We start from the raw sequence: 26,683 nt of genomic DNA, 5'->3' as shown, positions 1-26,683 counted from the left end.
CCCTCCTTCGCCATTTACCATAAACACACCCAGCACCAGCAAACCAAGCGTGCGCCAAACTATATGCCATTGTAACTGAAGGAAGCTATCGCCTTTTTTTACCCGGTTGTTTATGGCAAAGGGTAACGACATGCCTACAATAAATAAAAAAGCGGGAAACACCACATCAACAAAGGTCATGGCATCCGCATCGGCAGGCACATGTTTCATCCATTGGGGGATATCTCTTATGCCCGCCAGCTCATTTACAAAAACCATTACCAATATAGTAATGCCCCGAAAGGCATCTATAGAAAGGATGCGTTGAGGTTTGAGCGATGGATGCATATGCTTATAAAATGTTTATGCTACAAGTTACGGCTGGATGCACTACCGGGTTTATCCTGCACAAGCTAAGGATTATACAGCGACAAAAAATGGGTACACTTACCTTCGGCGGGGAAAGTTCACATTGTTACTCCGGGTTTATTGATATAGCATCTTTGTCCTTTACTGAAGAGCTGAAAACAATAGCGGAGCCTGTCATCTGGTTTTATTTTTTTCCCGTAAGTTCAGCCCAGGTCCACGGTTTGTTTCTTCCCTCATTTTCTTCTCTTAGTTTTTTAACCTCCTCCGAGGTAACTATTAAAGGCAGATATCCCCTGTTACCCGGGTTGTTACCAAATTCAAAACGGGCATAGCTTAAAACCGAAGCGATCCATCTGTCGCTATTAGCGGCCATCGAAGGCATTTCACTTGCATAGCTTTTACCTTCTATAGGTCCGGCTAATCCATTAAGCAAAATCCTGATCGCATTGTTCTTTTCCGAAAGCTGTAAAAACTTTGATCCGGCAAGGGGCGGCGCTGTGGTGCTTACTCCCCCGCCAGGCAAACCTTTACCTTCGTTTCCATGGCAACCAGCGCACAGGGACCGGAAAATGACGGCTCCGCCCAATATCATTTTTTTATCATTTTGCGGCATATTCCCCAACCTGGCAGAAAGGTTTTTTACAATTTCATTTTTATCAACGGCTTCTTTGACAGCCGTGAGCATTTCATTGTTCGCGTTCTGATCCAGGATGGTTTTAACAACAGCCTGGGCGTTTGCTGAATTACTTTGGCTCATGGAAAGGAGCACCTGCACACGAACGTTAAAATTAGAGTCGCTTTCAAGCTTTGCCACCTCATCTGTTACCTGGTTATCATTTTTTTTCAGATAGGCTTCGCTAATCCAAACCGCCGTTTTCCTGACCTCCGGATTTTCATCTGCCAAAGCATGCATCAAAACTTCGTTATCTATTGCATTCAGTCCCTCCAGCGTCCACAAAGCATGTATACGGGCCAAATGATTGCTGTTATTTCCTGTTTCGGTCTTTTGCCCGGTAGCCATGTTTTTCAAAGCCGGTATCACGTCACGGTCGCCCCTTACAATGATCAACTTCTGAGCATTGTCGCGCCACCAGCCGTTTGGATGTCCGAGGTATTGCAACAGCGCGGTTGAAGGCTCATTTAGCATATTAGGCTTAGGTCCCCGCTTCATCCCCTGGTAAACCACCCTGTAAATGCGTCCACGGTTTATATTCCCGGCAAGGCCCAGGCTATCAATCTTATTCCTAAGAAAAGTTCCCGGCCTTGTCCAGTTTCCCTGCTGAATGATCCCACGATACATATCTACGATATATAAATTACCATCAGGGCCTGTGGCTGTATTCACCGGGCGGAAGTTCATATCCTGGGAGGCAATGAACTCACTGCTGTCATACGCATTCTTCAGCGTTGTTTTTCCCTCCCTGTTCTCAACTTTAGCCCTGCGCACAATTCTTCCAACGGGCTCACAAACTATATAGTCTCCAACAAGATCAACCGGTAGCGCATCTCCCCGGAAAATGGACTGGCCACAGGATGCCGTAAAATGATTAAGGGTATTATCAGGACGCAGTCTTTTATTTCCTCCCTCTACATCGGGGGTTGCCATAATAGACCAAACCTGCTGAAATTCAGGACTGAACTCATCCGGGAAGCTGAGTTTCCCATACACCGGGTTAATTTGAAATCCCAGTACCGGTGTTTCTCCGCCAGCGCTTGAGTAAAATAACCGGCCATAATTATCGTGGGTTAATCCCCACTGTCCGCTTCCCCCGCCATGAATGGTATCTGCCTCCAAAGTACCATTCGTATAACGAAACCGTACAGGTTCGTAGGTCATGTACATCCAATTATCCAGGTTCCAGTCCAATCCGCTACGCTGGTGTTCCATGTTGGCATCACTGGAGGTATACCTATCATTTTTGTACACTACTTTCTTTACATCTGCTTTGCCATCGCCATCCGTGTCTTTATAGCTGGTGATGGTTATTGAATTGGTTTCGTTTACCAGTAACTCATCTCCCACACTCTGCATCATTCTCGGCAATAAGAGACTGTCAATAAAAACGGTATGCTTATCCATTTTTCCATCATTATCAGTATCCTCAAGCAACATGATACGGCTAACAGGTAATTGTTCGTTGGTAGCATCGGCATCTCTCATATATGAACGCATTTCTGCAACATACATTCTGCCATTTGCATCCCAGGTAATAGCCACGGGCTCCCGGATCATGGGCTCACTGGCCACCAGCTCCAACTTATAGCCATTGGGAAGGTACATGGTTTTCATGCTTTCCTCCGGAGATAAATAAGCCGCTGTTGGGTGCGGATTAAAAACAGGCTTTTCATTTTCTTCCCGAAGGGTGCAGGTAAAAACAAGTGCAGCAATCATTAACAGGAAAAGCACCCGCAATTTATTATTCATATTAACATTTTTCTTTATACATTGAATGCCAGCTACCTTACTACAATCCCTATCATTAACCATTTAAAAAATGGAGCCCTGTTTATTAACCATCCTATACCCGGTTGCCTGGTGTGTTTTTATTAAAATGCAATTTCAATAACAGGTGAATAGTTGAACCGGTTCAACGGATTTTCAGTTTGAACAGCTACCCTGGCATAATATGTTTTTCCGGCTACCAGGTTATCTATTGCATCCTCAAAAGATATGTTTTCGATATCTGTGATTGTCATGCCAGATAAGTCATTTTCCGGAGAAGCCAACTTCCCTGTTGTAGCCTCGTGCAAAATAGGTGAAGTATAACATATCAGCATGCTTTTTATTATCTTTTTTGTGCTGGTACCCTGCGAGATTTTATAAGTTGCTTTAATTCCACTCCCTGACTTTGCGATGATAACATCGGTTAGACGGGCAAAAGGCTCCACTTTAAAGGATACATTTTGGCTTCTACCCAGGTCCACTATTATCGTATCCACACTTGATTGCTCAAACGCTCCTTCAGTTGCCACCACTTTATACTTCCCTGCAAATAACCGGGTATTCTTAAAACTGCCATCCGATTTACACCAGAAATCATATGGCACCGCATTTTCAATCCTTTCTTCCAGCAAACGTATTTTAATACCGTTTGGCTGCCGGGTTTGAATATTTTCACCGGTCACTGCATCAATCACATTTCCTTCAATAGCCTGATTTGGCAAATCATAATTATCAATTTTGCAGCCATTAGCAAGCAGTAATCCCGTAATAGAGATCAAACCTATAATTTGTTTCATAATTTAAAATTTAATTTGTCATACCCAATTTTAATACCCTGGATTTTGTACCACCAACGGATTAGTTTGAATTACCGCATCGGGTACCCTGTTGTAATAAAGATTTGCAGTAAAATTCCGGGTAAACTTACCGGGAGGGAGCATATGTTTTTCGAATGTATATACTTCCTTGTCTTTGTTATATACCGGCCAAAGCGCATAGGTATCCTTGTTATTCAAAACTTTGTCATATACGCGCCATCTTTTCAGATCCCAATAGCGATTTTCCTCAAATGCCAGTTCTATTTTACGTTCCTGCCTGTAATCATCCATGCTTATGGCACTGCTTAGTTCTTCTATACCGGCACGCCGGCGTATCATATTCACATATTTTCTTGCCTCGGGTTCATTGTTCAATTCCAATTCTGCTTCCGCATAATTGAGCATTACTTCTGCGTATCTGATGCATATTCTATCCGCATCGGAAGAGTTATTATCAATAGGCCGCGGAGGCGCCGGATCCTGCCATTTGGAAAGATAAAAGCCGGTTGACGTAGCTTCGGGCTGGGTTATGCCATCAGCTCCGTGTCCGTCTTTTTCTACACCGCCTTCTATAATTTTGGCATAAATCTTTAATGTTGTTCCTTTCCATGGAGAGCCAGGGAAAAGGACCGATGCGAACATACGGGGATCTTTGTCTTTAAAGAGGTCTGCAGGATCGGCATACTCAATAGGAGTTCCGCCATTATTTAATTTTAAAGCGCCATTTCGGTCATTCACATATTCATAACTTTCAACCATATCGAATATCGGACAAAAACGTCCTCCATACCCTACACCGCCTCTGTGGCTGAAGGGCGCCGCGTTTCTGTCAAAGTTATGTCCCTTGAGCGGCCAAACGTATGAAATAACAAAAACGCGTTCCCTGTTGGTTCCGGACTTATCAAAAAAAAGATTGTGATAGTTTAATACCTTATCGCTGTTTTCATTATAAGCAGCATAGGTACCGCTTTCAATCACTTCTTTCGCCGCATCTCTTGCTGAAGTCCAAAAATGTTCGGCTTCGGATTTCGGAATACCTACTGTGCCATTAAGCTGCATTTCGCCATACTTAGCTACAGACGCCGCGTACAGCATGGTTCTTGATTTAAATGCAAGGCCTGACCATTTGTTAAACCTGTATTCGGTAAATGAAGATGCCGTTGACATCATACCAATCGCTTCAGTCATTTCGGCTTCAATAAACTTAAACACGTCTGACTCGCTATCTCTCGGAGCATAAAGTTCAGATACGTTCCCCGACTTGGGAAGCTGAGCTACTTTAGTAATGATTGGCACGCCCCCGTATCTCGCGGCCAGGTTATAATAAGAAATCGCTCTCATGAATTTTATTTCTCCTAAAACCTGTGTCATCTCCTGTTGACCCGGAAAAACTGTTGAAGTGGGAAGCTTCTCTATCAGGGTATTTAAATCCCGGATTAATTTGTATCCCTGCACCCACCAATCATTATTAGGATCAACAGACGGATTCTGATCTTGTGTACAATTAACCAGTTCATCGGTTTTATAGGACAGATAGGTACCCATATCTACAAAAAAATTACTGAATGGCAGTTGAGCATATAAATAAGCCATGTGGGTATTAAACGCTGCCCGATCGGAAAACAAAACATCTTCTGTTAGAATATTCGTGGGTGCTTTATCAAGATAATTTTTCTTACAACCATGTAGTATCGCACAAGAGGCTGTGATCACTAATATCAGTACACCCTTATATATTTTATTCATAATTTTTTACTATTAAAATGTTACATTAATACCTAAGTTGTAATTAGCCATCAAAGGATACTTATAACCTCCATCCGAACCATCTCCACTGAGCCTGTGCTCGGGGTCAAATGTGATATTTTTCCCTTTCCAGGTATACAGATTAAAGGCATTAACATACACACGTATTTGTTGAGAATTAATCTTACTTACCCATGTACCCGGCAGGGAGTATGCCAGCTCTACACTCTTTAATCTCAGATAAGTCACATCCTGAAACCAGTAAGTGGAAGGCATCTTATTTGGCCCAAAGCCAAAACCATCGCGGCTAACAGGATATTTACCGGGAACCCAGGGACTATTAAAATCTAAGGGATCCTCGTGATGCCAGCGATCCAAAAACATTGCAGAGGAGTTTCTTCCCCAGGGCAATGGCCCCTGTAATTGTTCATTGGGCATCATGGAGTAGTTGCTTGCACCCTGGAAAAACAAATTAAGTGAAACGCCTTTCCATGCCCCTGATAAATTTAAACCATAGAACATCTCGGGTTCCACACTGCGTGCGATAGGGTACATATCCAATCCGTCTATCATCCCATCCTGATTCCAGTCTTCATACCGGATGTCTCCGGGGAACAATTCAGAATGCCCATTAGCATTTTGGACGGGTGACACATCAATTTCTTTTTGATTTTGAAACTGACCAACAACTCCATAACCCCATTGGATGTCTTTCCAGCGATCTTCAGAGCTGTTTCTCCAATTTAAATAGCTATTACCAGGCAAAGCAGACTCACGATGCATCCACCTGGCTCTTGCATAGGTGAAGTTGGTTGAAATGTTATAGGAGAAATCATTAATTCTGTTTGAGTGTCCAAGAACAATCTCAAAGCCTCTGCTAATATCTCCTTCAAGATTTTCCTGGGGTAAGTTAGCCCCGAATATGGGCGGTAAGGCAATAGCCCGGGTAGCAAGAAGACCATCTCGTTTCCTTTGAAACAACTCAACTGTGAAATTCAATAGTCCGTTCCAAAAATCGCCGTCAACTCCAAAATTAGTTGTAGTAGCAGTGTACCACGTGATATTTGGATTTGGCAATCCTTTAACAGCAGAACCCGCGGTAAGTGATTTCCCGTCAAAAATATAGGATCCGGAAGGATAGACATATCCTTGTAAAAATTCAAAACCTAACGCATCTGAGTTGTCGCCCAGTTTACCATAGGAGAATCTGAGCTTAAGGTTATCAACGAAGCTGAGATTATCTTTAATGAAAGATTCTTCATTTATTCTCCAACCTACCGAAAAGCCCGGGAAAAAGCCCCACCGGGTTGCTTTAGGAAATAAGGAAGAGCCATCATAACGAAAACTAAATTCAGCCAGGTATTTGGATAAGAAATCGTAGTTAAACTTTCCAACTAATGCCTGGTTGGCAGCCAATACTTTATCGCTTCCTGACGCGATCTGATTATCACTCAGACCGGCATCAAGCTGACTCAATGCAGACAATGAAAAATTACGCTGCGCTAAAAATTGCGTTCCCGTTCCGTTGCGACCTTCCGTTAATAACAAAGCTTCAACATGATGCCTCGCGGCTGAGAAGGAATTTTTGTAATGCAATGATAATTGCGCCTGAGTATATACGGTTTCATCGAGCGTTTGCTGCAGACGTGTAGGGCTGGTTAATACTGTGGCCAGGTACTTATCAGCATTGGCATCGTATTTATATTCATTATAAGCCTTTCTCCATATTTTATTATGCCCATAGGTCATATCATATGCAAACAAACCCTGAACCTGGAGCCCTTTTATAAAAGGCAAATCATATGTGAGCGTGGTAGTTGTTTGATAGTTTTTGATCTGATTTTTTCTAAAGCCTGTTAAATCGGAGTTTATAATAGCAAGAGGGTTTCTATCTGCCTGTCCATCAAAATAATAAGGAGCAGTATTATTAGCATAAATGGGCTCATATCCCGGCTGCATCCAAACCTGCTTAAAAAAATCAAACGATGAACTGCCATAAGGCGAGTTCTTCTCGTCAATCATACCACTGAGTATTACATTGGCTGTCAGGTTTTGTGTAATTTTGGCAAATACGTTCGACCGGAAGTTATAGCGGTTGTAATCCATTGACTTTGTATTATACATGCCTGCTTGAGACAAGTTGCCAAGGGTCAGGAAATAAGTAACCTTATCACCTCCTCCACTTACGGTCAAACTATTTTTTGTGACCGGCATCGTATTTCTAACGGTTAAACCCCACCAGTCTACATTAGGGTAATCCGGGTCTTCTCCGGTATACTTTTCCCAATCAGGAAATGGTAATGGGTTACCAGCTACTAATGCCGCTTCATTTTTAAGAATCAGGTTATCCATAGCATTCCGGATAGGCTTGGGGAATTCAGTCATTTTTTGCCACCCATATGAGGAGTTTAGCGTAATCTTTGCCTTCCCAGCCTGTCCTTTTTTTGTAGTAACAAGCATAACACCGTTAGCAGCTTTTAAACCATATACCGCTGCGGAGGCATCCTTAAGAATGGTAACGCTGGCAATAGCTCCCGGATCAATTTTTTGAAAATCGTCCCGTGGAACCCCATCAACAATTACCAGCATTGTACCCCACCCCCTGATATCAATATCGTTGTTGTAGGTACCAGGCTCCCCGCCAATTTGCATCACTCTTAACCCGGGCAGCTTCCCGGTAAGTGCATTACTCAAATCTGAGGTTGTAACCGCCGTGAGATCTGATGGCCCCACAGTTGATATGGCTCCGGTTAATGTTGCCTTCTTTTGTGTTCCGTAACCTACTACTACAACCTGCTCCAATTCGTTGGCGGCCTGCTTCAATTTTATGGTGAGGCTGGCATTTTGCGTTACTGCTATTTCCTGCGGTACATGCCCTACCAGGGATACTACCAATACGTCTCCCGGATTAGCGTCAATTACAAAGCTGCCATCCTCTTTGGTAGTTGTACCTTTTGCTGTTCCTTTAACTCCTATACTAACGCCGGCAATAGGTTCACCGGTTTCTGAGAGTACTTTACCCTTAATTTCCAATACAGGAATATGCTCTTCCGGATCTTTATTATTTGTGGTAAGTACTTTTTTCTCCTCCAGCTTAGAAGTAACCACAATTGTGTTGTGCCGTATCAGAAAGCTAACCGGCTGATCCAGAAAACAGCGCTGCAAGGCATCAACGATCTCCATGTTTTTTACATGGATAGAAACGCATTTTGTTTTTTTGAGCAGGTCGGGATTGTATATAGCATCGTAACCCGTTTGGCTTTTCACCATTTCAAATACCTGTTCCAAGGAAAGGTTTTTGCCTGAGAGGGAAACTTTTTGAGCGTAAGTTCTGGCGCTCGCATGTAAGCAGGCAGCAAATAGCAACAAAGCAGTTAATTTCATACAAAGCAATGTTTGCGCCCATAAATGCCTTTTTAGCGAAAAGGCATTGCCATAAGCATTTTGGTTCATACTTTTGTTAAGTTTTGATTTACAAAATTGTTTTTTAGCCGAAGCAACCGTAGTAGTTCAAAACCACTGGGGATCCTGTACCAGCAGGGTTCCCGTTTTGTTTTAATACCGGTTATTTGTTGTAGATGGTTTAAATCATAAGTAAATTATTTGGGGGTTTGTGATATTATAATCTATAAAAATTAGCGGTTGGGTCTAACGGTAATAGTTCTTCCCTGCCTTATAAACTTCACCCTTCCTTCACTCTCTAAAATCTCCAGCAACTTTTCCACATTGTCTTTACGGCTTATGCCCCCCGAAAAGTGAATGGATGATACATCACCTTCATACCGTATATCCACATCGTACCACCGGGCAATTTGCCGCATAAGGGAGCTAACCCCGGTATTTGAAAATTTAAACCGCCCGTTTTTCCATGCCAGCACTTCTTCTATATCAGGATGGCTTTTTTCAAACATTGTTTTGTTAACAGCGATACTTGCCTGTTCGCCAGGTGTTATTTTCATTCCGGTTCTGGCTTTACTTACCACCACCAGCCCTTCCACCACTGTTGTCCTCATCGCTTCCTCATCAGGATAGGCATTGATATTAAAATGAGTACCCAGCACTGTTACTTCCATGCTATCTGCTTTACCTGCCGCCGAAACAACGGAAACCCTGAATGGCAGTGCCGGATTCCTTGCCACCTCAAAATACACTTCTCCTGTTATGGTCACCTTACGTTCCCTGCCCGTAAACGCGGCAGGAAAGCTTATTGACGAAGCGGCGTTAAGCCACACTGCCGTGCCATCAGGCAATATAACCTGGTACTGCCCGCCACGGGGCGTGGTAATGGTGTTGATTGCAATAGTTTGTGTAGCCCCGGCCGAAAAACGCGATACATCATATACCAGCCTCCCCCCCTTACTGAATATGTCAACATTTCCACGCTCCTTAATCACACCCCGGATAGTGCTGTCTAATAGCACCTGCGATCCATCCGCAAGGGTTAGCACGGCTTTATCGCTCCCTGGCATTATTGTATGAACCCCGGCTATTTGCCGCTTTTCCTGAGCGCTGTTAGCAGTACCTGCAAAAAACCAAACTGTTCCCGCAATAGCAGTTATCAATGCCGCCGCAGCAATCCAGTGCCACATCCTTTTGCTTTGTAAATGTTTTACAACCGGTTTATCAATGTCCGGCAAGGCAATACCGGCTTTGCTGAAAATACGCCGGATATGCAACGCGGTATTTGCTTCCTCCATCTTCAGCAACGCATCGCCCAGCGTTTCGTCATCCATCAATTTTTCAAACAACCCCTGGTTGACTGCACTGGTATTTCTCCACTGATCTAATGCCTGCATTTCCTGTTCAGAGATGCTGTTATTTCGGTATTTTTGTATCAGACCGGCAATTAATATGGATTGTTGCGTCTCATTTTTTTTCATAGAAAAGCGCTGCTTTACATATAATACACCGCCGGCTGGCGTTTGTACCATCCTTCCTCCATTTTTTTTTGATTATGTAATTAATGATACGCCTGTATTTAAAATACTATAAGCAAAAGCGGATTTTTCTGCTTCAACCATTGCCTTAACAAAGTCAGCGCTTTGCTCTTTTGATTACGGACGGTTTGGTGAGAGAGGTTTAAGTGAACGGCTATTGCCCGGGTACTCATTTTTTTATAATAACTGAGTATAAATATTTCACGCATTTTAGCCGGCAGGGCATCAACGGATTTTCGTATTTCAGCCAGCAGTTCCGAATATATTATTTCCGCTTCGTCATCACTCCCGGTTGCATTTCCATATAATTGCATAAAGGTTGCCATCCGCGTTTGCTCCCGTTGTTTGCCCCGTACTACATTAAGGCAGCCATTACGAACGGATGTATACAAAAAGCCTTTTACTTCTCCGAGATCAGCAAACTGGTTGCGCCGCTCCCATAACTTCAGGAATACTTCCACAATCACATCTTCTGCCTCGGCACTGTTTATGTGCGTTATTTGAAAAGCATACCTGCTAAGCACCGGAAAATATATTCGTATAAGATAATGAAGGGCGATACTATCACCCTGTTCCATAAGCCGGAAGCAATTATCTTCGTTACAATAATTCACTTTCATGAATAACAAAAAGAATTAGATCAATTTTTCACAATTTACAACTCATCACAATATGCCAGTTAACTCCATATTAACCGGTCATCTTTGATCCGGAGATTAACTAAACTCAGTAAGCAGGCTAATACCTTTTCCAGAAAAAGGAGACCTATAAAAATAAAGGTCTGCATTCCAAATACTAACTACAATGAATGAGACATAATAGGGGAGAAAAAATTTATTTAAAAGCTTCAGCAACCGGCTTTCCACGCCAGCTTTGCGGCGTTTTAAGCTTCAGTAACCATGCAATAGTAGCCCCGGTATCGTAAGTAATGATGGTACTACTTAACTGGTGACCTTTGCGAACGCCCTTGCCGTAAACGATCCAGGGTATCTGCACTTCATCTAATGATTTGCCTCCGTGACCTTTACTTTTACCGCCATGGTCCGCTGTTACTAATATAACCGTGTGTTCGGCTATACCCGCTTCCTGAACCGCGTTTACAATTTTACCTATCCGCGCATCTACCTTTTCCAATTCGTTAAAATATTCGGGCCTATGATGACCAATATTATGGCCAACAACATCCGGCTGATGGAGATGGATAAATGTTAATGCCGGCTTTTGCAACTTTATAATAGCCGCCGCCGTATCGGCACAAAAATCATCATTATCACCTGATGACACACGTATGGTAGTAGTTTCTTTTTCTACCAAAGGGTTAATACCCGGCCAGCTATAGATTAATGCGGATACGGCAGCGGGTTGCTGTTCTTTCAATAAACTAAAAACAGTGGGGAACATTCCATACTGGTTAATATCAACTGAAGGTATTTCAGGTACGGCACTGCCCCATTCCGTATACCCATGCATAGCAGGTCCTGCTCCCATAAGCATAGATGCCCAGTTTACCGCACTTGAGGAAGGCAATACCGAACGGGCCTTTAAAGACCATGCGCCTTCATCCATCATTTTTTTCAGGTTAGGCATATCGGCCTGTGGTAATGCATAACCGCCAAAACCATCGCAACCAATCAATATAATATGTTTTATTTTTTTAGGCTGCGCATGCAGGCCGGAGACCAGAACAATGCAAGCGAGGGTAAAAAGTATTTTCTTCATTTGTATCATAACTATTCTCCGTTTTTTATTTCTATTACTTAACGTTAGCTCAACCTCCCGCTCTGATAGCTTTTGCAGCAAAGCAGGTTGTTTATATAAAATAAGCTTTTGTTTACTATATATAAAAATTAAGAACAACCAAATTAGTAGTATTCATTCATAAAAAAACTTTCCCTGTTTTATTTACCGGGCGATCCATCCCTACTACCTGTAATGGACGACAGTATAAAAAAATATAAATAAAATACAGGAGATAGAACTCTCCGGAAAGGTTGTCCTGAAAAAGCTTTCCGAAGGCTCTAAATCAGAACGCGTTGCCGTATTACTGCAAACGGAAAACAAAGCATATATTTTAAGGGAAACGGGTGGCAATCCATTCGGGATGCATCACCTGAAATACTTGCGGGAAAAAGTATAACGGCTACAGGAATAGCAGGCCGGAATTTATTTTTAGCTAAAGAGATAAAGGAGGGTTTGTAGTTTATAGTTTGTCCGCACTGCATTCCCACATTTTCACATTTTCACATTCAAAATTTGTACCCTCTTAAAAACTCTTCCACGGGCATCCGTTTCTTTCCTTCCAACTGCAATTCCAGTATTTCAATATATCCATCCTTTCCTGCATACCGCAAAAGCTTTTTTCCGTCTGACTCATACATACCCGGAGGAATAAGCGGCGTGGTCATGTCTTTTTTTACACGGAATATCTTTAACGTTTTTTCTCCCAGTAAAGTAAAAGCGCCGGGGAAAGGTGATAAGCCGCGTATTAAATTATAAATTTCATTCACTGGCCTGTTCCAGTTTATCCGGCATGTTTCGGTAAATATTTTAGGCGCGTGATTGAGGGGGGGCGGGGGTGGTGAGTGGTGAGTAGTGAGTGGTGGGTGTTGTTGTGCCGTTTCTTGAATAGTCCCGTCTATCAGCTTTTCCATAGTTTGCACCAAAAGCTCTGCTCCAATTGTTTTCATCCGGTCGTGCACTTCGCCGGCGGTTTCATCATCACCAATGGTAAAGCTTTCCTGCAGCAAAATATTACCCGTATCTATTTCGTGCTGCAGCTTAAAAGTAGTTACACCAGTTTCTTTTTCACCATTGATCACCGCCCAGTTAATGGGTGCCGCGCCGCGATACTGCGGAAGCAGGGAGCCATGTACATTAACAGTGCCCATGGGCGGCATATTCCAAACTATTTCCGGCAACATACGAAATGCAACCACAATTTGTATATCTGGTTCTAATGATCTTAATTCCTCCACGAATAAGGGATCCTTCAGCTTTACCGGCTGCAGTATCTTTAATCCTTTTTCCGCAGCATACTTTTTTACAGCGCTTTCAGTAAGCTTCATACCTCTGCCCGCGGGTTTGTCGGGCGCCGTAACAACCGCCACTATAAGATAACCTGCCCGTACCAATGCGTCTAATGAAGCCACAGCAAACTCAGGCGTACCCATAAATACAAGGCGAAGACCTTTTTTATCAGGAGGAACTGTTTGTTGTGCAGACATGATTGCAAAGTTATGGAACCCCGTTATGGTGCAATTGAAAAATCTTCATACAGCAAATACTTCTTCCTTATTTTTTTGAATGCAGATAATCCGGGCTCCCAATTTTTACGGATATCCTGCTCCGGTACACCGTTTTTAATTTGCTGCCACAGCTCATTATTGCCTGCTAATTTATTAAAGAAGGACGCTTCCATTTTACCGGAACCGGGAACTATAAAGAATTTTTCTTTTTCCGGGAACAGCCGGTATGCTTCTATCAGCCATTTTAATTGTATTTTATTATCTACTTCCTTCAATACTTCTTCTTTCGATCCGCCCAAATCCCATCCATAACAAAGCTGCCCGTACAGTTTTGAATGTTTAGCGCCTTCTGTTGGATTGGGTGTAAAAGAAAACAACGTCCGGGGGAGCGATGGATGCCCAAAAACCTGAAAGGGCTTTGCTGTTCCCCTGCCCTCGCTCAGAACCGTTCCTTCAAAAAAACAGGTAGAGGGATAAAGGTATACCGATTGTATATCAGGCAAATTGGGAGAAGGGCGCACCGGCAGTATATACTTACTGTTATGCGTGTAGTTGCCGCATGTAATAATAGTAAGACTAAACTTTGATGAACTAATATTTGCTCCGGGCTTTGGATCAATGTGCACCACAGGCTGTGCTTTTGTTTCTACGGAAAGCATGTTTTCCTTCAGCAGCATGTAAGCGTACTCCCCTATTGTCATTCCGTATACCACGGGTATGGGTTGCATACCAATAAAAGATTTGTATTGCATATCCAGCACCGGACCATCTACATAAAAGCCATTGGGGTTGGGCCGGTCCAGAATGATCAGCGGTTTATTAAACGCTATTGCGGCTTCCATAAATTCCTGCAACGATGAAATATAGGTATAGAACCTAACGCCCACATCCTGTATATCAAAAACCAGCACATCTACATCTCTCACATCGCTGGCAGCAGGCTTTCTTTTACTGCCGTATAAAGAAATAACCGGTATGCCTGTTTGGGTATCGGTGTAATTACCCACTTTTTCACCCGCATCGGCAGTGCCGCGAAAACCATGCTCAGGCGAAAAAATTTTTTTGATAAGAACACCACGGCTTTTTAAAGTATCTACAAGATGGGTGCTGCCTACCATTGAGGTTTGATTGGCAAAAACAGCAACTGCTTTTCCGTTCAATAATTGACTATACAGACCGAAACGCTGCGCTCCCGCAATAATATGATCGCTTTTGCCGGTATGCGCTGCTACGGGGAAATAACCGGGTTCGCTGTTATTACCGGGCTTAACCGGCGAACAATAACAGGCAATGCCGGTTATAAAAAAAGTGGAGAGCGCGATAATACAATGGTTTGCCGGCATAACAATGAGTTAAGATGAATATGCATCACATTATACGAAATAATATAACACTCAAATATCCTTAAACTTTTGCAGAAAGAACCGGAATCATTTACCTTTCCGGATTTTAAATACTCAAAAATTACATTTTATGCAACAGGCAAAAAAAGGAGATGTGGTACGTGTGCATTATACAGGCCGGCTAACGGATGGTAACCAGTTTGATTCTTCTGCCGGTCGTGAACCATTAGAATTTACTTTAGGGGCCGGGCAAATGATCAAAGGCTTTGATACCGGTGTGGAAGGCATGGCTGTGGGAGAAAAGAAAATCATTCCCGTTGCGCCCGAAGACGGTTACGGGTTAAGAAATGAAGAAGCTATGATTGAGTTCCCGGTTGAACATATCCCTGCCGATATGAAATTAGAGCCTGGTATGCAGCTTACCCTTCAGGACCAGCAGGGGCATCCCGTTCCTGTAGTGGTTACCGAAGTAAAGGAGAAGGTGGTGATTTTAGATGCCAATCATTTCCTGGCAGGCAAGGATATTGTATTTGACGTGGAACTGGTGGAAATTGTATAAGAAGCAGTGTGAGAATTGAGAAGTGAAATGTGAAACGCTTCTTTCAACTTTACCTTCTCACTTTTCACGATAATATACAGACATCATTTGCCTGGCTTAACACTATTTTTGCTTCGCGCTTTTTTATTGCCATTCAAAATTTTCGGAACGCGGTATTTTATCAAACACCCCGGCAAATAATGGCGGCGGCGTAGCCAGGCGTCTTCTTTCTGTATTCATCCACGCGCCATCAACGGTAATTACTGCGGCCAGGGTATCGCCATTTGTATAAATATGGTGCTGCATGGTCCAGCGGGAACCGTCTTTCCTGGCTTTCAGCATTACCAGGTCTATCTCAATTTTATCGCCAAATTTTATTTCTCTTTTAAATACGCATTCTTCCCTGAAAAGTATAGGTCCCATACTGTGTTCCTGCATTACTGCCGGCGACAGACCATTTTCTGTTAAAAAACACATGCGTACATACGCTCCAAGATCGTAGTACTTAGAATGAAGCATATGAAAATTGGGATCAAGATCCGCCCATCTTACTTCGGGATTTTTTTTATACACTTCCATACCTTTACACTATGCATTATAGAGTAACCTGTAATATTCATCGGCCATTCTTCCGGAATCAAACCTGAAACGGGTATCTGTCATGCCATTTTTCATAACCTGCCGCCACAGATCGGGGTGGTCATAATACAGGGGAAGGATTTCCTTCTCTAATATTTCGTATATTTTTTCAAGATCGTAAGCATCCTGTTCCTGCACCGTCATATGCGCATAGTCTGCTTTAGGCACTACAAAACCATTATGCCCGTGATGAACGAATTCAGGAATCCAGCCATCGTCTGTTGAAAAATTCACGGCGCCATTCATAGCGGCCGTCATACCACTGGTACCCGATGCTTCGCGCGGTACGCGTGGATTATTCAACCACAGATCCGCTGCCTGCTTCAGTCGCTTGCTCAGGGTTAACTCATACCCAATGCATACCGCCACATTTTTATAGGCCTTGCTCAGGTTAACGAGATAATTAAAATCGCTGATGGCAGGATAATCAACAGGGTAAGGCTTCCCGGCCCAAATGATCTGCACAGGATATTTGATGCTGCTCAGCATAGCCTCAAAGCGATGCTTGTCGCGGGTAATTAATTCCGCTCTTTTATATCCTGCAAAACGCCTGGCCCATACAATCGTAAATACATTCGGATCAAACAGTTTACCACTTTGATCGGCCACTGTATCAAAAGCTCTTTTTTTCAAAAACCATTTACGGTCAATAAAATTATCTTCGTTATTTTCTTCAGCCGCATAATACAATTGTTTATCGGCCCAGTACCTCCAGTTTTGCGAATTGGTAATATGAATGACAGGACAAATACCCGCGTATTTGCTCCACATGGCCCTGCTAACATGTCCGTGCAGCTCACTAACCCCATTAGATAAACGCGCAAAGCGTAACGCAGCCAGGGAATGATTAAACTGATCGTCTGCTATACCGGTAAGCTTACGCACTTCATCAAGTGGTATACCACAGAAATAGCTCATTTTTTCGCAAAGATGGATCTCATGTTTTTCATTTCCCGCTTCTTCCGGCGTATGCGTTGTAAATACCAGCCGCTTCTTTACATCTTCCTTATTACCGAATTTTTTATAAAGATAAAATGCCGCGGAAAGTCCATGCGCTTCATTTAAATGATATACTTCCGGGTTGAAACCCAGTTCATCCATAAGCTTAGCACCCCCTACGCCAAGCAATATGAACTGCGCCACTTTGGTGGCTACATTGGCATCGTACAGGCGGTGGGTGATGGTTTGTGAAATATAATCGTTCTCCGGCAAATCGGTACTCAGTAAAAACAGCGGCGCGCTCTTAAAGGTTTCCGGGTTCAGGTAATAAGCTTTTACCCAAACCGGGTGATCGTGGATATTGATCTGAAATTTTATATGATGATCTTCTAAGAAATTGTAAATTTTTTCATTCCACTGCACCTGCAGGGTTTGATCCTGGTTGCGCGACTGATCGTAATAGCCGTATTTCCACAAAATGCCTATGCCCACCAGGTTCTGTTTGAGTTCATAGGCGCTCCGCATATGGGAACCCGCTAAAAAACCAAGACCGCCACTATAAATTTTCAGCGGCTGATGAATGGCAAATTCCATCGAGAAGTAAGCAACGCGTTTGGTGTACCTTTCATCTATAGCAGCATAGGGTACCTTGAAATTGGTAAATGAAGTCATAATGTGAACCTTTCCTTAAAATTCGCCGCAATATAAAGGGATTTTTTTAAAAGCGGGTTATTTATCCATAATACGGCTCCGCCAGCAATGGATTTTGATATGCATCATCTCAGGCAACTCGCTCATACAAAATATAAAATAGTGAAATATTTAACAGGATTCAAATGCTTATGGCATTGTTTTCTCTGCCTGATGCCGGGAGTCCGAAATTCAAGGAGGAAGATAGTGGTGAGCGGTGAGAAGAAAGCGGAGCAAGAAGGGATACGCAGTCTGTCATTCGTTTCACAACCTGAAACTTGCAACACCCTGATACCTGACACCTGACACCTGATTGCTGTTACCTGTTACCTGATAGTCATAAATCTTTTGTTTACTTAAATGCTATAGCTATAACATAGAACTCTACACGGTATTATTTCTTACTTAAATCAAACTTACCGATGCGTTCTATTGCAAAAAAAATGGCATGGCTTATTCCATTTATAGCATGCAGTCATTTCACATATGCACAATTGTATACCCATCGTTATGAAGCAGGCATAAGCGGAAACGCTTTCGTTTACCAGGGCGACCTCACTCCCTCAGACGCTGGATCATATCAAACCATAGCACCCGGCATTGGCTTTTTTGCAGCCAGGATACTAAACAGGTCATTTTCGGTGCGGGCTAATGTTATGTTTGGCAAACTAAAAGGGAACGATGCGCTGTATGAAAAACCGGAATACCGCAGGCAAAGAAATTTTAATTTCTCTACACCCGTAACAGAATTCTCGGGCATGCTGGTGTGGAACATACTGGCAAAAAACGCGATGGAGCAACCTAAGGGGTTTTCGCCTTACATTTTTGCAGGAGCAGGTGTATCATTATTACATATCAGCCGGAACTGGAGTAATTATAATGCGGCATATTTTAACAGCGAATCAGTTTCGGCAGGCTTAACGGCGGATATTGCACACCGTACACCAGGCGCAGCAATAATATTACCCGCAGGCGTGGGATTAAAATACGCGCTAACCCAAAACATTTCACTTGCAGCAGAAACCGGCTACCGGTTTATGTTTACCGATTATTTAGATGGATTTAGCCAGGCGGCCAATCCCGGTAAAAAAGACAGTTACCATAGCCATTCCGTTGGACTCATTTTTTCGCTGGGATACAAGGACAGGTACGATTGTCCGGTAGTAAATAAATAACAAGCGCCTTCAAACACTTTGAAAATGTGATGAGGTATCATTGCCAGGGCGCCCGCCGTGGAATAAAACCACAGGAACGAACCGCCTGTATCTACCAAGGCAGACAGATTTTATTTGCCGGGAAACGAATACGCCCCGTTTTCCGGTAGCAGCCTTAATATAGCTTTTGTGCTGCTGTGACTTCAACTTCATTTCGCCACTGCTTTTTCATTTTTCAGTAGTCCGTACTATAGCTATTTACGTAAGAATTGAGATGAAGGACAAACCGTGCGTAGTTAGCTGGTAACTATTTAGGTGGTGAGTGCGGGAAAACCGGCTGACTAAGCATCAAATGTCAAATGAGTTCCTTTAGCTTTTCCACCACTGTATCTACTTCCGCTTTGGTGTTGTGCCTGCAAAATGAAAAGCGAACGGCTATACTGCCGGGATCGTTATGAATTGCCCGTATAACGTGGGATCCCTGTTCTGCGCCGCTGGTGCAGGCGCTGCCGCCTGACGCGCAGATATTATTAATATCAAGGTTAAACAAAAGCATTTCTGATTTTTCCGTTTTCGGAAGACTGACATTCAGCACGGTATATAAGCTTTGCCCGGCATAATCGCCATTAAACCCAACACCTTTAATGTGTTTCTTCAATTGTTCGGCCATATACAGCTTAACCGATTTTATGTACCCGCTTTCTGCCTCAAAATTTACGGTAGCCAGTTCCAGCGCTTTTGCAAAACCTACTATACCATACAGGTTCTCTGTTCCGGCACGCATATTTCTTTCCTGGCTTCCGCCATGTATATATGGTTCTATGCTTACGTTTTCATTAATGTACAACAAACCGCTACCCTTGGGACCGTGAAACTTATGCGCTGAAGCGGTTATAAAGTGAACCGGCGTATGCCGCAGATCAATAGGGTAATGACCTATGGTTTGTACCGTATCGGAGTGAAAAACAGCCCCATATAACCTGCACATTTCACCTACGGTATGCAGGTTGAGTAAATTGCCAATTTCATTATTGGCATGCATAAGCGTAACTAATGTTTTTTCTTCACTGCCGGCAAGCAACTGCTCCAGGTTTTCAAGGTCAATATGCCCGTCAGGTAAAAGCTTAACAAAAAGGAGCTGTGCCTCGCCCCTCTTGTACAGGTATTCTACTGTATGCAAAACGGCATGATGTTCTATAGGTGAGGAAATAATGCGCTTGCAGCCCAAATCTCTTACGGAAGCAGTAATGGCCGCGTTGGAGCTTTCTGTTCCCCCGCTGGTAAAGAAAATTTCAGCGGGATGCGCATGGAGTATTTTAGCTACAGCCTTCCTGGCATTCTCAATGGCAAGCCTGCTTTCCCGGCCATAAGAATAAATGGAAGAAGGGTTACCAAATTTTTCCGTCATATAAGGTAACATCACTTCCAGCACTTCGGGGGCCAGCGCCGTTGTAGCGGCATTATCAAAATATATTCTTCTTTGCACAAAATTGTACTTTACGCTCACGCCCAAAAACTACCATCAGCAAAAATCAGCTATGCTATTTTAATTCCCTGATATCCTGCATAAGGCGCAATGCTATATTATTGGCAGTAGATTCAAAATTACTTTCCGCATAAATACGGATGATCGGCTCCGTATTGCTGGTACGCAGGTGTACCCAGTCGTTATCAAACTCTATTTTCAAGCCGTCTTCGGTATTAACCGGGTGGTTTTTATACTTGGCTTTAATTTTTTCAAATACCGCTTTCACATCTACGCCCTGCTCCAGCTCCAGTTTATTTTTACTGATAAAATAATCCGGATAAGTGCCTCTTAACTGCTTAATACTTTTCTGGGTTTTTGCCAGTTGAGTCAAAAATAAAGCGATACCCACCAGTGCATCGCGTCCATAATGTAAAGCGGGTAATATAATACCGCCGTTCCCTTCGCCGCCAATTACCGCGTTCACTTCTTTCATACGGGTTACCACGTTTACCTCACCTACCGCACTGGGATAGTACTGTCCGCCGTGTTTTACAGTAACGTCTTTTAAAGCGCGGGTAGAAGACATATTGCTTACTGTATTGCCGGGTTGCCGGCTTAATACATAATCGGCAACGGCAACAAGCGTGTATTCCTCGCCAAACATACTGCCATCTTCGCATACAAAGCAAAGCCTGTCAACATCCGGATCAACAGCAATACCCATATCCGCCTCACTCTTGCGTACCATATTGCTTAAGTCTCCCAGGTTTTCGGGCAACGGTTCGGGATTATGGGCAAATTTTCCGTTAACCTCCCCGTTGATAATAGTAATATCCTCAGGCTGCACACCCAAAGCATGTAACAGTTCCGGAACAAATATGGCGCCTGTGCTGTTTACTGCATCCACAATAATTTTAAACTTCCTGGCTTTGATAGCTTCTATATCTACCAGGCTGAGAGAAGTAATGGCTTCTATATGCTTTTGCAGATAAGAATCATCCTGCCTTACCGTACCCAGTTTATCAACAGGGGCAAAGCTAAAATTTTCAGCCGCCGCAATCGCTAATACTTCTTTACCATCGGGTCCGGAAATAAATTCTCCGTTACTGTTTAATAACTTCAGGGCATTCCATTCTTTAGGGTTATGGCTTGCGGTTAAAATAATTCCCCCGCCTGCTTTTTCCATCACAACCGCCACTTCTACCGTGGGCGTAGTGCTTAGTCCCAGGTCAATTACATCTATCCCCAAAGCATTTAAAGTGCTTATTACAATACTTTGTATGAGCGGGCCGCTTATTCTGCCATCTCTTCCAACAACTACTTTATTGTTTCCTGTTTTTTCAACCAGCCAGCTTCCGTAAGCCGCCGTAAATTTTACTACATCCAATGGTGAAAGTGTTTCCCCGGGTTTCCCCCCTATAGTGCCCCGGATTCCGGATATGCTCTTAATCAATGCCACAGTACTAATTATTTTATGGATGCAAACTTAGCTTAATTTTTTAAAATCAACTGCCTGTAATAACTAAGGCGATGCCGGTACCGTTCCTGTGTTTTGATCTTATTTCCCGGAATTGAGCCGGGTTGTAAAACTATAATTACATTTGCCTAAACAATTCATTCCATTCATGGCGGGCAACCGTAGGTTCTTCACACTTTACCATTCATCCATTCATCCGGCAATGTACCTTTGGGTAAATACACCAACTCCCGGTTATATTAAAAATCCAATAGTATGAATAATTTAATCCGGTATGATATTGAATTATTTTTCAAAATAAACAGGCAATGGCATAATTCCTTTCTCGACTGGCTTTTGCCGCTGCTCAGGAACCAGTACTTTTGGTCGCCGCTGTATCTTTTCACCGTTGTTTTTATACTGCTGAATTTCAAAAAGAAAGGTTTCGTATGGATAGCTTTCTTCCTCATCACATTTGCGTTTACAGACATGGTAAGCAGTTCGCTCATTAAGCCATGGGTTGAACGTTTACGGCCATGTGCCGATCCTTACCTGGCCGATTCGGTGAGACAGGTAGTTGGTTGCGGGGGGCCATACAGCTTTACGTCTTCTCATGCCACTAATCATTTTGGAATGGCAATGTTTGCTTTTAAAACATTATTATTTATTCCACTGGCATGGAGATGGGTATTATTTGCCTGGGCTTTTGCCATATCATACGCCCAGGTATATGTTGGCGTGCATTTTCCTTTGGATATTGTCTGCGGAGGGCTGCTGGGCTGCATTATTGGCCTGGGTACAGCATGGGCTTTCAATAAGAAAGCCGGTTTACCCACTTTAGCTTAACTTCATATATCATGATCGAAATTTTGATTATACTGGGATTAATTTTATTGAACGGTATTTTTTCAATGGCAGAAATGGCGCTGGTGTCTTCCCGCAAAACGCGATTGGAAACACAGGCGGCAAAAGGCGATAAGAGTGCAAATGAAGCATTAAAACTCATTGAAAAGCCCGATACTTTTTTTTCAACCGTTCAAATTGGTATAACCCTTATTGGTATTTTAACAGGTATTTTTTCGGGCGAAGCGTTAAAAACAGACCTGATTATCTATCTCGACAGGTTTGAATGGATTCGTTCCTATGCAAATGGAGCAGCTACCGCTATTATTGTAATCATCCTTACCTATTTTACGCTGATATTAGGCGAACTGGTTCCCAAACGTATAGGACTTTCGCGCCCTGAAAGTATAATCAAGCTGGTTGCCGCTCCCATGCGCATACTCAGCAAAATAGCCTATCCGTTCGTATGGCTCCTGAGCAAGTCAACTTTTTACACCGTTAAACTCTTGAAGATCCAGGGAAAAGACAACCAGGTAACGGAAGAAGAAATAAAGGCTATTATTAGTGAAGGAACGGAGCAGGGAACGATTGAAGAGGCGGAACAGGAGATCATTGAACGTGTTTTTCATTTGGGCGACCGCAACATTACATCGTTAATGACACATCGTAATGATATTGTATGGTTCAGTTTGCATAAAGATGAGAAAAAAATAAAGGAAAAAATCATCGCGGAACCCCATTCGGTATACCCTGTTTGTGATGGTGATATTGATGATATTAAAGGGGTAGTATCCATTAAAGACCTGTATGTACATGAAAGCAGTACGCTCTTAAGTGAGATTATGCAACCCACCCTGTTTGTACCCGAAAACAACAGCGCCTACCAGGTACTGGAGCGGTTTAAAGAAACAAAAATACACTGCTGTTTTGTAGTAGATGAATACGGAAGTCTTTTAGGAATGATTACCCTGAACGATATACTGGAAGCTATTGTGGGAGATATTCCGCAACCGGATGAAGAAGATTACGAGATCATTAAACGGGATGACGGAACTTATTTTGTAGACGGGCAGATACCTTTTTATGATTTTTTAAGGGCGTTTGAAAAAACAGAATGGATGAATGAAGGGGAACACGATTTCGATACCCTTGCAGGATTTATCTTACACCAGTTAGAGCGCATTCCCTATACCGGCGACAAGCTGGAATGGCGCGGATTTACCTTTGAAATAGCCGATATGGACGGACACCGTATTGATAAAGTGCTGGTAGCCATTTCCGAAACGATCAAAAGAGAAATGGAAGAATAAATTTTCACATTTATCAACTGCTCCCGGCATCAGATTTGAATAAAGAACGGCGATAACCCGTTATTCATAAAATCTGATACCAATGAAGAAAACAATTGTTAAGCTGTTATGTTTTGCTATCGTATTACTAACACTTTTCTCCTGTAAAAAAGAAACTGCTGAACCTGAAAAAGAAGGGGATGAAAACGCTGGCACATCATTAACTACGCCCACCACCAAACCAGATATTGATGTTGCAGAAACAATGCCTCCTATCCAGACACCAATAACAAGTAATATTACTTCAAATTGTAATGGTTATTATAAAGCACTCCCTGCCCGTTACGATTCCACCACAAAAAAATACCCTGTAATAATATTTTTACACGGACAAAGCGCTCTTGGAAACGGAAGTGCTGATAATCTAAAAAAGATTTCAGGAGGACCCTACTCCCTGATAAAAAATAAAAAATTTCCAGCCAGTTTTACTGCCGGTGGAAAATCATTTTCTTTTATTGTAATTTCTCCTCAGTTTAAAACATGGCCATCCGGCGATGATGTAGATGCGGTTGTTAATTATTTTACTTCCAAATTAAGGGTAGACCCAACCAGGATATATGTAACCGGGTTAAGTATGGGCGGAGGTGCAACATGGGATTATGCAGGCAAGTACGCATCAAAAATTGCCGCCATAGCACCAGTTTGCGGAGCATCATCTGCAACTGAAGCAAAAGCTAAAATGATTGCCAATAATAAACTGCCTGTTTGGGCATTTCATAATGATGGCGATGACAGAGTTTCCGTTGACCATACGCTGGGGTATATAAACATGTTAAACAATATGGATATGAAGCCAAAAGCTAAAATGACCATTTATGCGGCTACCGGACATGATGCATGGACGAAAGCTTATAGCCTTACATATAAAGAAGATGATATGAATGTTTACGAATGGATGTTACAATATCATAGATAATTAAATACTATCTTTGTCTGGCATTAAGTTTGTACAATTGTCTTTCACTTAACATAAATAGCTTATTGTGAAACTTGTATTCCTTGCATTTTTAGTAATAATTGTTTCCTGCCAGAAAGATTTTGTTATTCCTGAAGGCAACGCTATTCAAACGTCAGATCAAACATTAATCGCCTCAGAAAATACTGCTTTTTCGCTTACCAGTAATGTTGCTGAAACCCAACCGCATACCTACACGCCAATTACCCTTTCAATTGCAGCAAATTGTGGCGGATTTTGGGAAGGTTTGCCGGCAAGCTACAATTCAACCACTATAAAATACCCTTTAATAATAAACTTAACCGGCGAAAGTGGGCTGGGAGACGGAAGCCCGCCATTGAAAATGACCGGTCCACTTAATGCTTCTTTAGTAAACAAACGGTTTCCACCGAACTTTATTTCCGGCGGAAAGAACTACTCGTTTATTGTAATTACTCCACAGTTTAGAGTGTGGCCTACCGCCAATGATGTAAATGAGGTTGTTAATTATTTTACCTCTACTTTACGAATAGATAAATCAAGGATTTATGTTACAGGTTTAAGTATGGGCGGAGGCGTTACCTGGGATTATGCGGGGAAATATGCATCAAAAATTGCCGCAATCGTACCGGTGTGCGGATCACATACCCCTACGCAAACTAAAGCAAAAACTATTGCCTCCAATAACGTTGCTGTATGGGCATTCCATAATGAGATCGATAAAAGAGTGCCGGTTTACAAAACAAAAGACTTCGTAAACATGATTAATAAGTATTATCCTACTGCGCCTGCAAAAATGACAATATTTAGTGAACAAGACATGTATGATCCTCTAAATTCTCACAATGCCTGGACCTACGCATATAGCTTCACTTATAAAGAAAACAATATGAATATTTATGAGTGGATGCTGCAATATCATAAGTGAGTGGTGAGAGAGAGAATAGTGAAAGGTGAGAAGAGAAATGTGAGAAAGTTACAGGTTGCAAGTTCCCAGATAAAGAAGCGGGCCTTTGCTCTGTTAAAGGGAGCCGTCCCGCTTCTTTTAAACTATATTAAATTATTTCTTTGACACAGTTTAATTTACAGACCCTACTTTACACCCATACCCTACACCATACAACTTGCTCCCTGTGCCTGGCCATTGCAACTTATTCCCCGCAACCCCATCTTTTTAACCCAGCTCAGCGCTTATCTCCAGCCCTCTTATTTCTTCCAGTTTAAACAACACTTCTTCCAGCCGGTTTTGAGGTATACCGATTGTCATGGTACAAAACAATTGCAATTGCTGTTCCGCTATACTGCAGCTATACTGTTTTATAATGGTCATTATATTGTTCATAATTGTATAGTCGAATTGCAGCCGGTATTGCCGCTCAACAGATTTTTGTATAACCGGAACAGTTTGCAGCACCAGCGCGGCGGCCGAACGGTAGGCATTAATTAAGCCGGGAACACCCAGCAAGGTACCTCCGAAATACCGTACTACCACAATCAGTATATCGGTCAATTGCCTGCTTTCTATAAGTCCGAATATGGGTTTGCCCGCAGTGCCGGAGGGTTCTCCGGCATCGCTAAGGCGATAAGTATTGCCATCCAGTCCTACGCGATAGGCAAAACAATAATGGGTGGCTTTGGGAAACGCTTTCTTTACCAGATCCATTTCCTTTTTAAAATCATTTGCTGAAGCAAACGGAACCAGGCAAGCAATAAACCGGCTTCCCCTGTCTTTAAATTCTGCCGTTCCCCGTTGCTCCACTGTGTAATAATAATCCATAAGTCTGCCTGTGCTT

At 42.7% G+C, this 26,683-nt stretch carries 21 protein-coding genes; 6 read left to right on the top strand and 15 right to left on the bottom strand.

All coding sequences use genetic code 11. The features are described 5' to 3' along the window. From VL121_RS15825 to VL121_RS15780, 10 genes are all read right to left on the bottom strand, one after another. Positions 1–327 (bottom strand): DUF5009 domain-containing protein (locus VL121_RS15825; protein WP_325407094.1); only part of this gene is annotated, 327 nt, incomplete at its 3' end. A gap of 205 nt (positions 328–532) precedes the next feature. Further along, positions 533–2,773, bottom strand: coding sequence for a DUF7133 domain-containing protein (locus VL121_RS15820; RefSeq protein WP_325407092.1), 2,241 nt, complete (start codon positions 2,771–2,773; stop codon positions 533–535). Between the two features lie 122 nt (positions 2,774–2,895). Then, on the bottom strand, positions 2,896–3,588 hold the full coding sequence (locus VL121_RS15815; RefSeq protein WP_325407090.1) for a DUF3823 domain-containing protein: 693 nt from the start codon (positions 3,586–3,588) through the stop codon (positions 2,896–2,898). A 30-nt stretch (positions 3,589–3,618) separates the two neighbouring features. After that, the gene (locus VL121_RS15810) at positions 3,619–5,355 is read right to left on the bottom strand and encodes a RagB/SusD family nutrient uptake outer membrane protein (RefSeq protein WP_325407088.1); all 1,737 of its coding nucleotides are present in this window, start codon (positions 5,353–5,355) and stop codon (positions 3,619–3,621) included. A gap of 12 nt (positions 5,356–5,367) precedes the next feature. Further along, positions 5,368–8,808: a TonB-dependent receptor gene (locus tag VL121_RS15805; RefSeq protein ID WP_325407086.1), complete on the bottom strand. Its 3,441-nt coding sequence runs from the start codon at positions 8,806–8,808 to the stop codon at positions 5,368–5,370. A gap of 182 nt (positions 8,809–8,990) precedes the next feature. After that, a complete protein-coding gene (locus tag VL121_RS15800) occupies positions 8,991–10,286 on the bottom strand; it encodes a FecR family protein (protein ID WP_325407084.1) in 1,296 nt (431 codons plus the stop codon). A 47-nt stretch (positions 10,287–10,333) separates the two neighbouring features. Then, the gene (locus VL121_RS15795) at positions 10,334–10,912 is read right to left on the bottom strand and encodes an RNA polymerase sigma factor (RefSeq protein ID WP_325407082.1); all 579 of its coding nucleotides are present in this window, start codon (positions 10,910–10,912) and stop codon (positions 10,334–10,336) included. A 214-nt stretch (positions 10,913–11,126) separates the two neighbouring features. After that, entirely contained in the window at positions 11,127–12,011 is an 885-nt protein-coding gene (locus VL121_RS15790; protein WP_325407080.1) for an alkaline phosphatase family protein, read from the bottom strand. Positions 12,012–12,538: 527 nt separating this feature from the next. Continuing rightward, positions 12,539–13,516: a methionyl-tRNA formyltransferase gene (gene fmt / locus VL121_RS15785; protein WP_325407079.1), complete on the bottom strand. Its 978-nt coding sequence runs from the start codon at positions 13,514–13,516 to the stop codon at positions 12,539–12,541. A 23-nt stretch (positions 13,517–13,539) separates the two neighbouring features. Further along, a complete protein-coding gene (locus tag VL121_RS15780) occupies positions 13,540–14,880 on the bottom strand; it encodes an exo-beta-N-acetylmuramidase NamZ family protein (RefSeq protein ID WP_325407077.1) in 1,341 nt (446 codons plus the stop codon). Between the two features lie 130 nt (positions 14,881–15,010). On the opposite strand from VL121_RS15780, the gene VL121_RS15775 reads away from it, so the two are divergent. Next, positions 15,011–15,439 (top strand): FKBP-type peptidyl-prolyl cis-trans isomerase, encoded by a 429-nt coding sequence (locus tag VL121_RS15775; protein WP_349255357.1) that lies wholly within the window; start codon positions 15,011–15,013, stop codon positions 15,437–15,439. Between the two features lie 123 nt (positions 15,440–15,562). Here VL121_RS15775 and VL121_RS15770 read toward each other — a convergent pair whose 3' ends face one another. Continuing rightward, positions 15,563–15,997 (bottom strand): acyl-CoA thioesterase, encoded by a 435-nt coding sequence (locus tag VL121_RS15770; RefSeq protein WP_325407075.1) that lies wholly within the window; start codon positions 15,995–15,997, stop codon positions 15,563–15,565. Positions 15,998–16,006: 9 nt separating this feature from the next. Beyond that, a complete protein-coding gene (gene glgP, locus VL121_RS15765) occupies positions 16,007–17,668 on the bottom strand; it encodes an alpha-glucan family phosphorylase (RefSeq protein WP_325407073.1) in 1,662 nt (553 codons plus the stop codon). A gap of 440 nt (positions 17,669–18,108) precedes the next feature. On the opposite strand from glgP, the gene VL121_RS15760 reads away from it, so the two are divergent. After that, the gene (locus tag VL121_RS15760; protein ID WP_325407071.1) at positions 18,109–18,861 is read left to right on the top strand and encodes a DUF6089 family protein; all 753 of its coding nucleotides are present in this window, start codon (positions 18,109–18,111) and stop codon (positions 18,859–18,861) included. Positions 18,862–19,195: 334 nt separating this feature from the next. Here VL121_RS15760 and VL121_RS15755 read toward each other — a convergent pair whose 3' ends face one another. Together VL121_RS15755 and glmM are read right to left on the bottom strand one after the other, a co-directional pair. Further along, entirely contained in the window at positions 19,196–20,326 is a 1,131-nt protein-coding gene (locus tag VL121_RS15755) for a cysteine desulfurase family protein (RefSeq protein WP_325407069.1), read from the bottom strand. Positions 20,327–20,381: 55 nt separating this feature from the next. Beyond that, the gene (gene glmM / locus VL121_RS15750) at positions 20,382–21,767 is read right to left on the bottom strand and encodes a phosphoglucosamine mutase (RefSeq protein ID WP_325407068.1); all 1,386 of its coding nucleotides are present in this window, start codon (positions 21,765–21,767) and stop codon (positions 20,382–20,384) included. A 273-nt stretch (positions 21,768–22,040) separates the two neighbouring features. Here glmM and VL121_RS15745 point away from each other — a divergent pair, with 273 nt between their 5' ends. The 4 genes from VL121_RS15745 to VL121_RS15730 all read left to right on the top strand — a co-directional run bounded on the left by VL121_RS15745 (position 22,041) and on the right by VL121_RS15730 (position 25,818). Beyond that, positions 22,041–22,610: a phosphatase PAP2 family protein gene (locus VL121_RS15745; protein WP_325407066.1), complete on the top strand. Its 570-nt coding sequence runs from the start codon at positions 22,041–22,043 to the stop codon at positions 22,608–22,610. 11 nt (positions 22,611–22,621) lie between these two features. Then, positions 22,622–23,917 carry a hemolysin family protein gene (locus VL121_RS15740; RefSeq protein WP_325407064.1) on the top strand — a complete coding sequence of 432 codons (1,296 nt, stop codon included), beginning with the start codon at positions 22,622–22,624 and terminating at the stop codon, positions 23,915–23,917. An 82-nt stretch (positions 23,918–23,999) separates the two neighbouring features. Continuing rightward, entirely contained in the window at positions 24,000–24,872 is an 873-nt protein-coding gene (locus VL121_RS15735) for a carboxylesterase family protein (RefSeq protein ID WP_325407062.1), read from the top strand. 67 nt (positions 24,873–24,939) lie between these two features. Then, the gene (locus tag VL121_RS15730) at positions 24,940–25,818 is read left to right on the top strand and encodes a carboxylesterase family protein (protein ID WP_325407061.1); all 879 of its coding nucleotides are present in this window, start codon (positions 24,940–24,942) and stop codon (positions 25,816–25,818) included. Positions 25,819–26,064: 246 nt separating this feature from the next. On the opposite strand, the gene VL121_RS15725 is transcribed toward VL121_RS15730, so the two are convergent. Further along, the gene (locus tag VL121_RS15725) at positions 26,065–26,667 is read right to left on the bottom strand and encodes an IMPACT family protein (protein ID WP_325407059.1); all 603 of its coding nucleotides are present in this window, start codon (positions 26,665–26,667) and stop codon (positions 26,065–26,067) included. Positions 26,668–26,683 lie beyond the last annotated feature (16 nt).

Source organism: Agriterribacter sp. (assembly GCF_035497235.1).
Taxonomy (GTDB): domain Bacteria; phylum Bacteroidota; class Bacteroidia; order Chitinophagales; family Chitinophagaceae; genus Agriterribacter.
The sequence above is the reverse complement of the archived record's forward strand: the minus strand, read 5'-3'. Positions and strand labels throughout refer to the sequence as shown.